This is a genomic window from Shewanella sp. KCT, assembly GCF_007636505.1.
Classification (GTDB): Bacteria; Pseudomonadota; Gammaproteobacteria; order Enterobacterales; family Shewanellaceae; genus Shewanella; species Shewanella halotolerans.
The window spans coordinates 1-16,412 of sequence record NZ_LVDJ01000028.1; the positions used below are offsets into that span (position 1 = coordinate 1).

The following is a 16,412-nucleotide window of genomic DNA, read 5'->3' on the forward strand; positions in this document are numbered from 1 at the left end:
CACGAACTTCCATCTCAACTAGTTCTAGGAGCTCTTCATCGTCAACCATGTCACACTTGTTCATGAATACGATGATGAAAGGTACACCTACCTGACGAGAAAGCAGGATGTGCTCACGAGTCTGTGGCATTGGACCGTCAGTAGAAGCTACTACTAGGATAGCGCCGTCCATCTGTGCAGCACCAGTGATCATGTTTTTAACATAGTCAGCGTGGCCTGGGCAGTCTACGTGAGCGTAGTGACGAGTTGGAGTGTCGTACTCGATGTGAGAGGTATTGATGGTAATACCGCGCTCACGCTCTTCTGGAGCGTTATCGATCTGTGCGAAATCTTTAGCTTCACCACCGTAAGTCTTAGTCAGTACGTGAGAGATAGCAGCAGTTAGAGTTGTTTTACCATGGTCAACGTGACCGATGGTACCAACGTTAACATGGGGTTTACTACGTTCAAATTTTTCTTTAGCCACGATATATTCCTTTCTTTTCAGAAATACTCAGCCTTGCTGAGTAATAGCATTCAATTATGAGTTATAGACTAGTTTGCGGTTATCCGCGCGCTTCTATAACTGATTTTGCAACATTCTGCGGCGCATCCGAGTACTTCAGGAACTCCATAGAGTATGAGGCACGTCCTTGGGTAGCGCTACGCAAGTCAGTTGCGTAACCAAACATTTCAGATAGAGGTACTACAGCTCGAACGATTTTGACGCCGCCAATGCCGTCGTCCATACCTTCGATCATGCCGCGACGTCGGTTCAAGTCGCCTACTACATCCCCCATGTAATCTTCAGGAGTGGTTACTTCAACCTTCATACAAGGTTCGAGTAACACAGGGTCTGCTTCGAGAGCACCCTTCTTGAAGCCCATGGAGGCGGCCACTTTAAACGCCATCTCGTTCGAGTCGACATCATGGTATGAGCCGTCGAACAGCGTTACTTTGACGTCCAGAACAGGGAAACCGGCGAGTACGCCATTCTTCATCTGTTCCTGGATACCTTTATCTACTGCAGGGATGTATTCTCTTGGAACAACACCACCAACAATCTCGTTGACAAATTCATAGCCGAAACCTTCTTCTTGAGGTTCAAGCTTCAACCAAACGTGACCAAATTGACCTCGGCCACCAGATTGACGAACGAACTTGCCTTCGACTTCTACACTCGAGCGAATAGTCTCACGATACGCTACTTGTGGCTTACCTACGTTACATTCGACACTGAACTCGCGACGCATACGGTCGACGATGATGTCTAAGTGCAACTCGCCCATACCAGAGATCAGGGTTTGACCCGATTCTTCGTTGGTCTCAACGCGGAAAGAGGGATCTTCTGCAGCAAGTTTCTGCAGCGCAATACCCATCTTATCTTGGTCGGCTTGAGATCTAGGCTCCACGGCAATCGTGATTACGGGCTCAGGGAACTCCATACGTTCGAGAATAACTTTATGGTCAGCATCGCATAGGGTGTCACCAGTGGTAACATCCTTCAGACCAATAGCCGCCGCGATGTCACCAGCACGGACTTCTTTGATCTCTTTACGGTCGTTTGCATGCATCTGCACCATACGACCAATACGCTCACGCTTTTGTTTGACCGAGTTATATACGCCAGAACCTGCTTCCAATACGCCTGAATAAACACGCACAAAGGTCAGTGTTCCTACGAATGGGTCTGTCGCGATCTTAAATGCTAGCGCAGAGAATGGTGTGTTGTCGTCCGCTGGACGTTCGACTTCATTCTCATTGTCGTCAATACCCTTAATGGCGGGTACTTCGACTGGCGATGGCAAATAATCGATAACAGCATCGAGTACCGCCTGCACACCCTTGTTCTTAAATGCAGAACCACAGGTAGCCAGTACGATCTCGTTAGCCAGAGTTCGCTGACGTAATGCTGCCTTGATCTCTTCTTCCGATAGCTCACCTTCTTCAAGGTACTTGTCCATCAGTTCTTCTGAGGCTTCGGCCGCACTCTCAACTAGGTATTCACGCATCTCAGCGGCCTTGTCGGCCAACTCAGCGGGAATTTCTTCATAATTGAAGGTCATACCTTGATCTGATTCGTTCCAGTTAATGGCCTTCATCTTGATCAGGTCAATGACACCCTTAAACTCTTCTTCTGCACCTATGTTCAATTGAATAGGTACACAAGTCGCTCCCAGACGGTTACGTATCTGTCCAACGACGCGTTCAAAGTCAGCACCAGCGCGGTCCATCTTATTGACAAACACTAAGCGCGGGACGTGGTACTTGTCCGCTTGTCGCCATACAGTTTCGGACTGAGGTTCAACACCAGATGAACCACAGAACACAACTACTGCGCCATCGAGTACACGTAGCGAACGTTCAACTTCGATGGTGAAGTCAACGTGGCCAGGGGTGTCGATGATGTTGATACGATGCTCGGTAAATTGAGCATCCATACCGCGCCAGAACGTGGTCGTTGCCGCCGAGGTGATAGTAATACCACGCTCCTGCTCCTGTTCCATCCAGTCCATGGTGGCTGCGCCATCATGCACCTCACCGATCTTGTGAGACATACCGGTATAGAAGAGAACACGTTCTGTAGTTGTGGTTTTTCCTGCGTCAACGTGAGCACAGATACCGATATTACGGTAGCGCTCAATTGGAGTTGTACGAGCCACGATTAAACCCTCTTTACTAAGGTAGGCACCTTAGTGATGTAAAACATGGTGCAGGCAATCGCCTGCACCAAAAGATTACCAGCGGTAATGAGCAAACGCTTTGTTTGCTTCTGCCATACGATGCACGTCTTCGCGCTTCTTAACAGCAGTGCCTTTGTTTTCGGCAGCATCTAGCATTTCACCTGCTAGACGTAGAGCCATAGATTTTTCACCACGCTTACGTGCAGCTTCAACTAACCAGCGCATCGCTAGTGCGTTACGACGCACTGGACGAACTTCACATGGTACCTGGTAAGTAGAGCCACCAACACGACGAGACTTAACCTCGACAGTTGGGCGTACGTTATCCAGGGCTGCTTCAAGGATCACCAGGTGCTCTTCGCCTTTCTTCTCAGCGACAACGTCTAGTGCCTTGTAAATGATTTTTTCAGCAGTCGACTTTTTGCCGTCCTGCATAATGACGTTGATGAACTTAGCCAGCAACTCACTATTAAATTTTGGATCTGGTAGGATTTTACGTTGTCCTACAACGCGACGTCTTGGCATAACAATTTCTCCGTATGCTTCAGGGACCCCAAAACTGGAATCTCAATTATCTCTAGCTTGGCCTTACTTAACGGAAAACGTTAAGACTTAGGACGCTTAGCTCCGTACTTAGAACGTCCTTGACGACGCTCACTAACACCAGCACAGTCTAATGCGCCACGAACAGTGTGATAACGAACACCAGGTAAGTCTTTAACACGACCACCACGGATTAGAATCACGCTGTGTTCCTGCAGGTTGTGGCCTTCACCGCCGATGTACGAAGTAACTTCGAAACCGTTAGTTAGACGCACACGAGCTACTTTACGTAGTGCAGAGTTAGGTTTTTTAGGTGTGGTTGTGTACACGCGAGTACAAACACCACGCTTTTGTGGACACGCATTCAACGCAGGCACGTTAGTCTTGATGACTTTTGGCGAGCGAGGCTTACGTACCAACTGGTTTACAGTTGCCATGTATAGCTCCGAATCAGTTGATTAAACTCAACAGTAAGGTGTGAAAAATCTATATCCCACAGGTGTGGGACGCGAAATTTTAGAAAGGTAAGGGGTCGCTGTCAAGAAATAGCCAACTTTTTACCCAATTTAAGTAAAAAAAAGGCACCTGAGGTGCCTTTTTTACAATCTATTTACCGACTAGCACTGATTATTCAGGGCTGCCCGCCAGGTTCAATAGATCGGCAAGGTTCTGCTCTGCTTCACTGGCACTGATTGCCGGCACTTCTTCTGCCGGGCCATTCTGTGCAGCCTGGTTACGGCTGGTGTGATATGCATAACCTGTACCGGCCGGGATCAGACGACCCACGATCACGTTCTCTTTCAGGCCACGTAGCTTATCGCTCTTACCGCCTACGGCAGCTTCGGTCAATACGCGTGTGGTTTCCTGGAACGATGCCGCCGAGATAAATGACTCGGTCGCCAACGAGGCCTTGGTGATACCCAGTAGTTCACGCTCGAACTTAGCAGGTTCTTTGCCTTGCGCTTCAAGTTCGCGGTTAGCGATCTTGACGCGAGACACTTCAACCTGTTCGCCCGGTAGGAACTCACTGTCACCGGCTTCGGTGATCTCACACTTACGCAGCATCTGACGGATAATCACTTCGATGTGCTTATCGTTAATCTTCACGCCTTGCAGACGGTAAACGTCTTGCACTTCGTTAACGATGTAGTTAGCCACCTTGTGAATACCACGCAGACGCAGGATGTCGTGTGCAGCTTCTGGACCGTCGGCGATAACTTCGCCGCGCTCAACCTTCTCACCTTCGAACACGTTCAGGTTACGCCACTTAGGAATCATCTCCTCGTATGGCTTACCACCATCGGCAGGCGTGATCACCAGACGACGCTTACCTTTGGTCTCTTTACCAAACGAGATAGTACCTGAGTACTCAGCCAGAATGGCAGGCTCTTTCGGCTTACGCGCTTCAAACAAGTCAGCAACGCGTGGCAGACCACCGGTAATATCGCGAGTCTTAGACGATTCTTGCGGAATACGTGCAAGCGCGTCACCCACGGCGATTTGTGCGTTATCGTCTTGGTTAACGATCGCCTTACCAGGCAAGAAGTATTGCGCTGGTACTTCGGTACCAGGGATCATCAGGTCATTGCCATCGGCACCAACCAGACGAATCGCCGGACGCATCTCTTTACCCGCCGTAGGACGTTGACCCACATCCATAACCACGATTGAAGATAGACCCGTTAGCTCGTCGGTCTGACGTGTCATGGTGACACCTTCGATCATGTCGACGAACTTGATGCTACCCGCTACCTCAGAAACGATTGGGTGAGTGTGCGGATCCCAGTTAGCGATGACTTCACCGGCATTAACCGTTGCGTCTTCTAACTTCTCTAGGATAGTACCGTAAGGCACCTTGTAACGCTCTTTCTCACGACCCAGCTCATCGATAATCGCGATTTCAGATGAACGCGATACGATTACCAGCTTACCGTCACTGTTGGTAACATGCTTAGCGTTGTGCAGCTTAACGGTACCGGCGTTCTTCACCTGTACGTTGTTTTCTGCAGACGCTCTCGATGCCGCACCACCGATGTGGAAGGTACGCATCGTTAGCTGTGTACCTGGCTCACCAATTGACTGAGCAGCTACCACACCAATCGCTTCACCTTGGTTGATCAGGTGACCACGTGCAAGGTCACGGCCGTAACACGCCGCACACACACCGAAGTCTGTGTCACAGCTGATTACAGAACGAACCTTAACTTCGTCGATAGAGTGTTCTTCAAGCTTGTCACACCAAGCTTCATCCAGCAGGGTGTTACGCGGCGCAAGTACATCTTCGGTACCTGGGTAGTACACATCTTCTGCTACCACACGACCCAGTACACGCTCACGTAGCGGCTCAACAACGTCACCACCTTCGATCAGCGGCTTCATTGTCAGACCTTCGTGTGTACCACAATCGTCTTCGATAACCACTAAGTCTTGTGCAACGTCAACCAGACGACGAGTCAGGTAACCCGAGTTCGCTGTCTTAAGTGCGGTATCCGCTAGACCCTTACGCGCACCGTGAGTAGAGATAAAGTACTGGAGTACGTTTAGACCTTCACGGAAGTTCGCCGTAATTGGGGTTTCGATGATCGAGCCATCTGGCTTCGCCATCAGACCACGCATACCGGCTAGCTGACGAATCTGTGCAGCACTACCACGAGCGCCCGAATCAGCCATCATGTAGATGCTGTTGAACGAAGCTTGAGTTTCTTCTTCGCCATCACGGTTAATCACTGCCTCGGTAGACAGGTTATCCATCATCGCCTTAGAAACTTTTTCGTTCGCACTTGCCCAGATATCGATAACCTTGTTGTAACGCTCACCGGCGGTAACAAGACCCGACTGGAACTGCTCTTGAATCTCAAGTACTTCAGCTTCGGCATCGGCAACCAGAGAGTATTTCTCATCTGGAATCACCATGTCGTTGATACCCACAGACGCACCAGAAACGGTCGCGAAGTGGAAACCGGTATACATCAGTTGGTCAGCAAAGATAACGGTATCTTTCAGACCTAGCTGACGGTAACAGGTGTTCAATAGCTTAGAGATCTGCTTCTTACCCATGTTCTGGTTAACCAGATCATAAGAAAGGCCTTTTGGCAGAACCTGAGACAACAGGGCACGGCCCACAGTAGTATCTACGATACGACGTGACTCGGTGCGCTCACCGTTTTCAGCGATAGTAGTCTCGGTAATACGTACCTTAACGCGAGCGTGCAGCTCGGCAACGCCAGTACGGTATGCCTTTTCTACTTCGGCAACAGATTCGAATGCCATGCCTTCACCGCGGCCGTTGATACGCTCACGGCTGGTGTAGTACAGACCCAATACAACGTCCTGTGACGGTGTGATCACCGGCTCACCGTTCGCAGGTGACAGGATGTTGTTGGTAGACATCATGAGTGAACGTGCTTCCAACTGAGCTTCTAGCGTCAGTGGCACGTGAACCGCCATCTGGTCACCGTCGAAGTCAGCGTTATATGCCGCACACACCAATGGATGCAGTTGGATCGCTTTACCTTCAATCAGTACCGGCTCAAACGCCTGGATACCCAGACGGTGAAGTGTTGGTGCACGGTTAAGCATCACAGGATGCTCACGGATCACATCATCGAGTACGTCCCAAACCTCTGGTACTTCGCGCTCAACCATCTTCTTAGCAGCTTTGATGGTAGTAGCCAGGCCACGACCTTCCAGCTTGCCGTAGATAAATGGCTTGAACAGCTCAAGTGCCATCTTCTTAGGCAGACCACACTGATGCAGACGCAGAGTAGGACCTACGGTAATTACCGAACGGCCTGAGTAGTCAACACGCTTACCCAGTAGGTTCTGACGGAAACGACCCTGCTTACCCTTGATCATATCGGCCAAAGATTTCAGGGGACGCTTGTTAGAACCCGTGATCGCACGACCACGACGACCGTTATCCAATAGCGCATCAACAGACTCTTGCAGCATACGCTTTTCGTTGCGTACGATGATGTCCGGTGCAGCTAGGTCTAACAGACGCTTCAGACGGTTGTTACGGTTGATCACGCGGCGATACAGATCGTTCAGATCTGAAGTCGCGAAACGACCGCCATCCAGTGGGACCAGTGGACGCAGATCAGGTGGCAGAACCGGTAGCACCTTGAGGATCATCCACTCTGGCTTGTTGCCAGACTGGTAGAAGGCCTCAATCAGCTTCAGACGCTTAGTGATCTTCTTACGACGAGTCTCAGAGTTGATCGATGGCAGCTCTTCGCGCATCTCTTCAATCTCTTTCTCAAGATCGATAGCGCGCAGCAGCTCAAGTACTGCCTCGGCACCCATCTTGGCTTCAAACTCATCACCGTACTCTTCGAGTGCGTCGAGGTAGTTTTCCTCGGTCAGCATCTGACCGCGCTCGAGGCTGGTCATGCCAGGCTCGATCACGACGAAAGATTCGAAGTAAAGCACACGTTCGATGTCACGCAGAGTCATATCCAGCATCAAACCGATACGAGACGGCAGAGACTTCAAGAACCAAATGTGCGCTACTGGGCTGGCTAGATCGATGTGACCCATACGCTCACGACGTACTTTAGTCTGGGTTACTTCTACGCCACACTTCTCACAAATCACACCACGGTGCTTAAGACGCTTATACTTCCCGCATAAACACTCGTAGTCTTTAACTGGACCAAAAATACGCGCACAGAACAAACCTTCACGCTCAGGCTTGAAAGTACGGTAGTTGATGGTTTCTGGCTTCTTAACTTCACCAAATGACCAAGAGCGGATCAGATCAGGCGACGCTAGGCCGATCTTGATGCCTTCAAATTCTTCAGTCTTGCTTTGCTGTTTCAGAAACTTTAATAAGTCTTTCACGTTTCTCTCCTGAAGGAGTTAAACCAGGTGCCCTGCTCTCGCAGAGCACCGTTTATTGCCAAACTTCGGCGATGGCCAAGTCTTACTCTTGATCCAACTCGATGTTAATACCGAGCGAACGGATCTCCTTCAGCAATACGTTGAAGGACTCAGGCATACCTGGTTGCATCTGATGGTTACCGTCGACGATGTTCTTATACATCTGAGTACGACCGTTAACGTCATCAGACTTAACAGTAAGCATTTCTTGTAGCGTGTAAGCGGCACCGTATGCTTCAAGTGCCCATACTTCCATCTCACCGAAACGCTGACCACCAAACTGAGCTTTACCGCCCAGAGGCTGCTGAGTAACAAGACTGTAAGAACCTGTTGAACGCGCGTGCATCTTATCGTCAACCAAGTGGTTAAGTTTAAGCATGTACATGTAACCTACGGTTACTGGACGTTCAAACTCGTTACCGGTACGACCATCAAACAACTTCAGCTGTCCAGAGGTTGGCAGACCTGCTAGTTCAAGCATGTCCTTAATCTCTTTCTCTTTCGCGCCGTCGAATGCTGGAGTCGCAGTCGGAATACCGCCTTTGAGGTTCTTAGCAAGACGTAGAACTTCTTCATCGGTGAACGAGTCGATGTCGACCTGCTGCTGCACGTCTTCACCCAGTTCGTACACCTTCTTGATGTAGCCACGAAGCTCTGCAAGTTCACGCTGCTCTTCGAGCATAGCGGTGATGCGATCACCAATGCCCTTGGCCGCGGCACCTAAGTGCACTTCGAGAACCTGACCTATGTTCATACGTGATGGTACACCTAGTGGGTTCAGTACGATGTCCACTGGGTTACCGTTTTCGTCGTACGGCATATCTTCGATTGGGTTGATCTTAGAGATCACACCCTTGTTACCGTGACGACCCGCCATCTTGTCACCAGGCTGGATAGTACGTTTAACCGCCAGGTAAACCTTAACGATCTTCAGTACGCCAGGTGCCAAGTCATCACCTTGGGTGATCTTGCGGCGTTTGATTTCAAATTTCTTATCGAAATCGGCTTTCAGCTCTTCATGCTGCTCGGCAAGTTGCTCGAGTTCAGTCTGCTTAGCTTCGTCTTCAATGGTTTGTACCAGTAGCTGAGGACGTGGCAGAGCATCAAGCTCAGCCTGTGCAAAACCTGCTCCAATGAGAAGGTTACGCGCACGGCCGAAGACACCTTCTTCAAGGATCTTGAACTCTTCGGTCAGGTCTTTCTTAGCCTGAGCGATGTGCATCTCTTCGATTTCTACAGCACGCTTGTCTTTCTCAACGCCGTCACGGGTAAATACCTGAACGTCGATGATGGTACCCTTAACAGAGTTAGGGACACGCAGTGAGCTGTCTTTAACGTCAGAAGCCTTCTCACCGAAGATAGCGCGTAGCAGCTTCTCTTCTGGGGTCAACTGAGTCTCGCCCTTAGGCGTAACCTTACCAACCAGGATGTCGCCACCCTTAACTTCTGCACCGATGTAAACGATACCTGATTCATCCAGCTTAGACAGCGCAGACTCACCTACGTTTGGAATATCGGCGGTGATCTCTTCGCTACCCAGCTTAGTATCACGAGCAATACAAGAAAGCTCTTGAATATGGATAGTGGTGAAACGATCCTCTTGCGCAACGCGCTCAGAGATTAAGATCGAATCCTCGAAGTTGTAACCGTTCCAAGGCATGAACGCGATACGCATGTTCTGACCAAGAGCCAGGTCACCCAGGTCGGTAGATGGACCATCGGCCAGTACGTCACCACGAACCACTGGCTCGCCAACGCTACAACATGGACGCTGGTTGATACAGGTGTTCTGGTTAGAACGGGTGTACTTGGTCAGGTTGTAGATGTCGATACCGGCTTCACCAGGAGTCAGCTCGTCTTCGTTAACCTTAACCACGATGCGGCTCGCATCGACATAGTCAACGTAACCACCACGCTTAGCGGCAACAACTACGCCAGAGTCAACGGCCAATGTACGCTCAATACCAGTACCTACTAGCGGCTTGTCAGCTCTAAGTGTTGGTACCGCCTGACGTTGCATGTTCGCACCCATCAATGCACGGTTCGCGTCATCGTGTTCTAGGAACGGAATCAGAGAGGCTGCCACAGAGATAATCTGCTGTGGTGATACGTCCATATATTGAACGTCTGCTGCACGCATAAAGGTAGATTCACCCTTATGACGACAAGCGATCTGCTCTTCAACCATACGACCATCGGCATCGACTTCGATATTAGCCTGTGCGATCACGTAACGACCTTCTTCGATAGCAGACAGGTAATCGACCTGATCTGTGATCACACCATCAACCACTTTGCGGTATGGTGTTTCGAGGAAGCCGTAAGAGTTGGTACGCGCGAAGCTTGCCAACGAGTTGATCAGACCGATGTTTGGACCTTCAGGGGTCTCAATCGGACATAGACGACCATAGTGAGTTGGGTGAACGTCTCGAACCTCGAAACCTGCACGCTCACGGGTCAGACCGCCTGGGCCAAGCGCAGAGATACGACGCTTGTGTGTCACTTCTGACAGCGGGTTGTTCTGGTCCATGAACTGAGACAGCTGAGAAGAACCGAAGAACTCTTTCACTGCCGCAGAAATCGGCTTAGCGTTGATCAGATCTTGTGGCATCAGCTCGTTAAGATCGCCAAGAGACAGACGCTCACGTACGGCACGTTCTACACGAACAAGGCCAACACGGAACTGGTTCTCAGCCATTTCACCAACACTACGGATACGACGGTTACCCAGGTGATCGATATCGTCTACTTCATCGTTACCATTACGGATTTCGATGATCTTCTGCATTACTGCAACGATATCTTCTTTGGTCAGGATACCTGTACCTTCATCGTCATCGATACCGAGACGACGGTTGAACTTCATACGACCCACTTTAGACAGGTCGTAACGCTCTTCACTGAAGAAGAGGTTTTGGAATAGCGCTTCGGCAGCATCCTTGGTTGGTGGCTCGCCAGGACGCATCATACGATAGATCTCAACCAGCGCCTCTAGGCGGTTAGTCGTTGAATCGATACGTAGGGTGTCAGAGATATAGGCACCGTGATCAAGCTCGTTGATGTATAGGGTGTCGATATCTTTGATGCCAGCCATAGAAAGCTTAGCAAGATCTTCCAGGCTGATTTCGGCGTTAGCAGAAACCAGTACTTCGCCCGTATCTGGGTCGATGTAGTCTTGTGCTGCAATCTTGCCTGAGATGTACTCAACAGGTACTTCAAGCTCTGTGGTGTTTGTCTTTTCAAGTTGACGAATGTGGCGCGCAGTAATACGGCGGCCCTTCTCAACTATGATGTTACCTTCAGCATCTTTGATGTCGTAGCTGGCTGTCTCACCACGTAGGCGATCGGCAACCAGTGCCATGACTAGGCTATCTTTCTTGATCTTGTACTGAACACGTTCGAAGAACAGATCGAGAATATCTTGAGTAGAGTAGTCAAGTGCACGCAGTATGATAGACGCCGCAAGCTTACGACGACGGTCGATACGTACGAACAGTGCATCTTTAGGATCGAACTCGAAGTCCAACCATGAGCCACGGTAAGGAATAATACGTGCGTTATAAAGCACCTTACCTGAAGAGTGGGTCTTACCACGGTCGTGATCAAAGAATACACCTGGAGAACGGTGAAGCTGAGAAACGATAACACGCTCAGTACCATTGATAACAAAGGTACCGTTTTCAGTCATCAGAGGGATATCCCCCATGTAGACTTCTTGTTCTTTAATGTCTTTAACTGTGCCAGGCGCAGCTTCACGATCATACAGCACCATACGCAGCTTAACGCGTAGTGGAGCAGAGTATGTAACACCGCGAATTTGACACTCTTTCACATCAAAAACTGGCTCACCTAGCTTATAGCTGACATATTGCAGCTCTGAATTACCAGAAAAGCTCTTGATGGGAAAAACGCTACGGAAAGCGGCTTCTAAACCACGCTCACCTGTAGGATCTTGATCGGTGAACTTCTTAAACGAGTCCAACTGGATTGACAGAAGGTAAGGGATATCCAACACTTGTGGACGCTTACCAAAGTCTTTGCGAATACGCTTCTTTTCAGAATAGGAGTAAACCATGGGTTTCCTCTGATTGCGAGATGTGACCAAGACTGAAACAACGCAGGGTTGCAACAGCACGTTTGCCCATCACCGTTGAAAGCAAGAACCTAACCAATAATCTCTGCTAGGGACTGCGAAATCTGGCGACAAACGGTGAATAAAAAATCGCCTACGCTTACAGCGCAAAAAAGGCCGACGGTTAAAAAACCGCCAGCCTCCGCCCGATCACTCGGGAGGTTGTAAGTTAGAGTATAACTTACTTGATCTCTACTTGAGCACCAGCTTCTTCGAGGTCTTTCTTCAGAGCTTCAGCTTCTTCTTTAGAGATGCCTTCTTTAACAGCTACTGGAGCTGATTCAGCCATACCCTTGGCTTCTTTCAGGCCTAGACCTGTAGCGCCACGGAGAGCTTTAATTACTGCAACTTTGTTGTCGCCGTGAGAAGTCATAACTACGTCAAACTCTGTCTTCTCTTCAGCAGCAGCGCCTGCATCAGCACCACCAGAAACAACAGCAGCAGCGGCAGAAACGCCGAACTTCTCTTCCATTGCTTCGATTAGTTCAACAACTTCCATTACAGACATAGCTGCAAGGGCTTCTAAGATTTGGTCTTTAGTGATAGACATAACAAAAAATTCCTAATTGTACTGAATTCAATTTATTTAAGCGGCTTGTAAAATTAAGCAGCTTCTTTCTGATCGCGTAGAGCGGCCAATGTACGAACGAACTTGCCAGCAGATGCTTCTTTCAGAGTCATCATGAACTGTGCTAGTGCTTCTTCGTATGTTGGTAGTTTTGCTAAACGATCAATGTCGCTTGCAGGGATTAATTCCCCTTCAAAGGCTGCTGCTTTGATTTCAAAATTCCCTTGAGCTTTCGCGAAATCTTTAAGAAGACGCGCAGCGGCACCTGGGTGCTCGTTAGAGAATGCAATCAAAGTAGGACCAGTAAATGTTTCGCTTAGGCACTCGAAATCAGTACCTTCAACAGCGCGCTTAACTAGTGTGTTACGTACAACTTTAATGTAAACACCAGCTTCACGAGCGGTTTTGCGAAGACCGGTCATATCACCTACAGTTACACCGCGAGAATCGGCTACAACTGCAGATAAAGCACCTTTGGCAGCTTCGTTGACTTCAGCAACAATCGCTTTTTTGTCTTCGAGTCTTAATGCCATTGGCTTTACTCCTGGATTCAATCTAGGGATATCCCTAGCAATTACCAAACTAAGTATTTAATACTCAGTTACTTACGGCGCGAATATCCAGGCAGAATAAATCTATCTGGGGTCCGACACCGTCTACGTAGGGAATTAAGCTAACGCATATTCGTTAACACCTACGGTCTTGGACGTGAACCATTTGCACGAATGAAAATGGTCCTCAACCCACAAGGTGCGCGCATTATAGACTAATCCCCGCACCTTGTAAAACAAGCTAAGAAATTAAGCAGTTGGGTTCAGAGTGCTCTGATCAACCGCAACACCTGCACCCATAGTGGTAGAGATGCTTACTTTCTTAACGAAAACGCCTTTCGCTGCAGCTGGCTTAGCTTTGATAAGCGCGCCTAGCAGAGCGTCTAGGTTTTCTTTCAGTTGAACTGGTTCGAAGTCCACTTTACCTATGGTAGTGTGGATGATACCGTTCTTGTCATTGCGGTAACGAACCTGACCAGCTTTAGCGTTCTTAACAGCTTCAGCAACGTTAGGCGTTACAGTGCCAGTCTTAGGGTTAGGCATCAGACCACGTGGGCCCAGGATTTGGCCTAACTGACCAACAACGCGCATTGCATCTGGAGATGCGATAACTACGTCGAAGTTCATTTCACCAGCTTTAACTTGTGCAGCAAGCTCGTCCATACCAACTAGCTCAGCACCGGCTTCTTTAGCGGCGTCAGCGTTAGCACCTTGAGTAAACACAGCAACACGTACTTCACGACCAGTACCGTGTGGCAGAACAGTCGCGCCACGAACGTTTTGGTCTGATTTACGTGGGTCAACACCTAGGTTAACCGCAACGTCAACACTTTCAACGAACTTAGCAGTAGCTAGTTCTTTCAGTAGTGCAACAGCTTCGTTGATGTCGTAGCTCTTAGTCGCTTCTACTTTTTCGCGGATCAAACGCGCGCGTTTAGTTAGCTTTGCCATGATATTAATCCTCTACTACCAAACCCATTGAACGCGCAGTACCTTCGATTGAGCGAGTCATCGCTTCAATGTCAGCACCAGTCATATCAGCGGCTTTAGTCTCAGCGATTTCCTGGACAGCGCTACGCTTGATAGTTCCCACTTTTTCAGTGTTAGGACGGCCTGAACCAGACTTAAGACCAGCAGCTTTAAGCAGCAGGAATGAAGCAGGTGGAGTCTTAGTTTCAAAAGTGAAAGAGCGATCAGTGTAAACAGTGATCACAACAGGAATTGGCATACCTTTCTCGAACTTTTCAGTACGAGCGTTGAATGCTTTACAGAATTCCATGATGTTGACACCTTTTTGACCCAATGCAGGACCAACTGGTGGCGACGGGTTTGCAGCACCGGCTGCTACTTGTAGTTTGATGTAACCATCAACTTTCTTTGCCATGAGACATTTTCCTCAAGTTTGGGTACAAACGCTAGCGGCGACATGCCGATTAGCTCCCCGAAAATAATGGGTGCGGATTATACAAAAATCCGCACCCATTTCCAATACGTTTTGTGCTTTATTTAATCAGCTTTTTTCGATCTGGCTGAAATCTAGCTCTACAGGCGTTGAACGACCGAAGATCATTACAGACACCTTAACGCGGTTCTTCTCGTAGTCGACCTCTTCAACGGTACCGTTAAAGTCGGCAAAAGGACCGTCGGTCACGCGAACCACTTCACCAGGCTCGAACATCACACGATGAGTCGGAGACTCGGTTGTCTCTTGTAGACGCTGCAGAATCGCTTCAGCTTCGCGATCAGAGATAGGCGCTGGACGATCAGAGGTACCACCGATAAAGCCCATCACACGAGGGATGCTCTTCACCAAGTGCCAGCTTTCATCGTTCATTTCCATCTGTACCAACACATAGCCAGGGAAGAACTTACGCTCACTCTTACGACGCTGGCCTGCACGCATCTCAACCACTTCCTCGGTCGGTACTAGCACCTCACCGAAGTAATGCTCCATGCCGTGCATTTTAATGTGTTCAAGCAATGATTTGCATACACGACCTTCATAACCCGAAAAGGCCTGAACCACATACCATCTTTTTTTAGCTTCAGTCATATGAAATGCCTATACGCCCGTAATAAAATTAACAATTCTCAGCAGTACCGCATCCATTCCCCACAGAACCAATGCCAGTACGCCTGTTGCCAGTAGTACGATAAATGTCGTGTTAAGGGCTTCTTGACGCGTTGGCCATACCACTTTACGCACTTCAATGTGAGACTCGCGAGCGAAAGTCAGTGCTTGTTTACCCTTCTCGGTTTGAAGCGCGATAAAACCTGCTATAGCAAATGCCACTACGACACCGATAGCACGAACTAATACACTAGCCTCGCTATACATCTGATTAGCAATAATGGCGGCCGCTAGCAGTACGACTACTATGCCCCATTTAACGATATCCAGAGAGTTTCCCTGGTTTTCAGTATTTGTTGTCATCGGTTAATTCCGTTACTCACTACGACCTGAGCTTAAGTCTGGCCGGGCATAAAAAACTCGCAAGTGCTGAGATTGCCCAGTCCATACCACTAACATTCTCCGAACTTACTCCCAGAGCAAGCAGTAAGCCCAGAGGGTCAAAAATCGGCCATAGATTGTATTCTTATTCCGCGCAGTAAGCAAGGCTAAGCCGCACAAGGATAAGCACAATATCTGGGAGATCTAAAACAAAAAAGGCAGCCTAAGCTGCCTTTTTCAGTGTGTTTGTAAAATCAAATGCTATTAAGCGATGATCTTAGCTACAACACCAGCACCAACTGTACGGCCACCTTCACGGATAGCGAAACGTAGACCTTCGTCCATCGCGATTGGGCAGATCAAAGTAACAACCATCTTGATGTTGTCACCAGGCATTACCATTTCAACGCCTTCTGGCAGCTCGATAGTACCGGTTACGTCAGTTGTACGGAAGTAGAACTGTGGACGGTAGCCCTTGAAGAATGGAGTGTGACGACCACCTTCTTCTTTTGACAGTACGTATACTTCTGATTCGAACTGAGTGTGTGGAGTGATTGAACCAGGCTGAGCCAGTACTTGACCACGCTCAACTTCATCACGCTTAGTACCACGTAGTAGTACA

Annotated in this window: 12 protein-coding genes and 1 pseudogene; all 13 read right to left on the minus strand. The window is 48.9% G+C overall.

Annotated elements, in window-relative coordinates:
* The coding region (locus AYI87_RS20845) for a GTP-binding protein (protein WP_144204489.1) at positions 1-466 on the minus strand (466 nt) is incomplete at its 3' end.
* A gap of 79 nt (positions 467-545) precedes the next feature.
* Positions 546-2,642: an elongation factor G gene (gene fusA, locus AYI87_RS20850; protein WP_144204490.1), complete on the minus strand. Its 2,097-nt coding sequence runs from the start codon at positions 2,640-2,642 to the stop codon at positions 546-548.
* Between the two features lie 75 nt (positions 2,643-2,717).
* Positions 2,718-3,188, minus strand: coding sequence for a 30S ribosomal protein S7 (gene rpsG, locus AYI87_RS20855; RefSeq protein WP_011863963.1), 471 nt, complete (start codon positions 3,186-3,188; stop codon positions 2,718-2,720).
* 80 nt (positions 3,189-3,268) lie between these two features.
* Entirely contained in the window at positions 3,269-3,643 is a 375-nt protein-coding gene (gene rpsL / locus AYI87_RS20860) for a 30S ribosomal protein S12 (protein ID WP_011863962.1), read from the minus strand.
* 190 nt (positions 3,644-3,833) lie between these two features.
* Positions 3,834-8,048, minus strand: coding sequence for a DNA-directed RNA polymerase subunit beta' (rpoC, locus tag AYI87_RS20865; protein WP_144204491.1), 4,215 nt, complete (start codon positions 8,046-8,048; stop codon positions 3,834-3,836).
* A gap of 82 nt (positions 8,049-8,130) precedes the next feature.
* Positions 8,131-12,162 carry a DNA-directed RNA polymerase subunit beta gene (gene rpoB / locus AYI87_RS20870; protein WP_144204492.1) on the minus strand — a complete coding sequence of 1,344 codons (4,032 nt, stop codon included), beginning with the start codon at positions 12,160-12,162 and terminating at the stop codon, positions 8,131-8,133.
* 238 nt (positions 12,163-12,400) lie between these two features.
* Complete coding sequence (rplL, locus tag AYI87_RS20875) at positions 12,401-12,769, minus strand: 50S ribosomal protein L7/L12 (protein ID WP_144204493.1); 369 nt, start codon at positions 12,767-12,769, stop codon at positions 12,401-12,403.
* A 53-nt stretch (positions 12,770-12,822) separates the two neighbouring features.
* Positions 12,823-13,320 (minus strand): 50S ribosomal protein L10, encoded by a 498-nt coding sequence (gene rplJ / locus AYI87_RS20880; protein ID WP_144204494.1) that lies wholly within the window; start codon positions 13,318-13,320, stop codon positions 12,823-12,825.
* Between the two features lie 267 nt (positions 13,321-13,587).
* The gene (gene rplA / locus AYI87_RS20885) at positions 13,588-14,289 is read right to left on the minus strand and encodes a 50S ribosomal protein L1 (RefSeq protein WP_011863957.1); all 702 of its coding nucleotides are present in this window, start codon (positions 14,287-14,289) and stop codon (positions 13,588-13,590) included.
* Between the two features lie 4 nt (positions 14,290-14,293).
* Positions 14,294-14,722: a 50S ribosomal protein L11 gene (rplK, locus tag AYI87_RS20890; protein ID WP_011863956.1), complete on the minus strand. Its 429-nt coding sequence runs from the start codon at positions 14,720-14,722 to the stop codon at positions 14,294-14,296.
* A 126-nt stretch (positions 14,723-14,848) separates the two neighbouring features.
* Positions 14,849-15,391: a transcription termination/antitermination protein NusG gene (gene nusG, locus AYI87_RS20895; RefSeq protein WP_144204495.1), complete on the minus strand. Its 543-nt coding sequence runs from the start codon at positions 15,389-15,391 to the stop codon at positions 14,849-14,851.
* Between the two features lie 9 nt (positions 15,392-15,400).
* Positions 15,401-15,772: a preprotein translocase subunit SecE gene (gene secE, locus AYI87_RS20900; protein WP_144204496.1), complete on the minus strand. Its 372-nt coding sequence runs from the start codon at positions 15,770-15,772 to the stop codon at positions 15,401-15,403.
* A gap of 282 nt (positions 15,773-16,054) precedes the next feature.
* Positions 16,055-16,412, minus strand: a pseudogene (gene tuf, locus AYI87_RS20905) (elongation factor Tu); the annotation flags it as partial.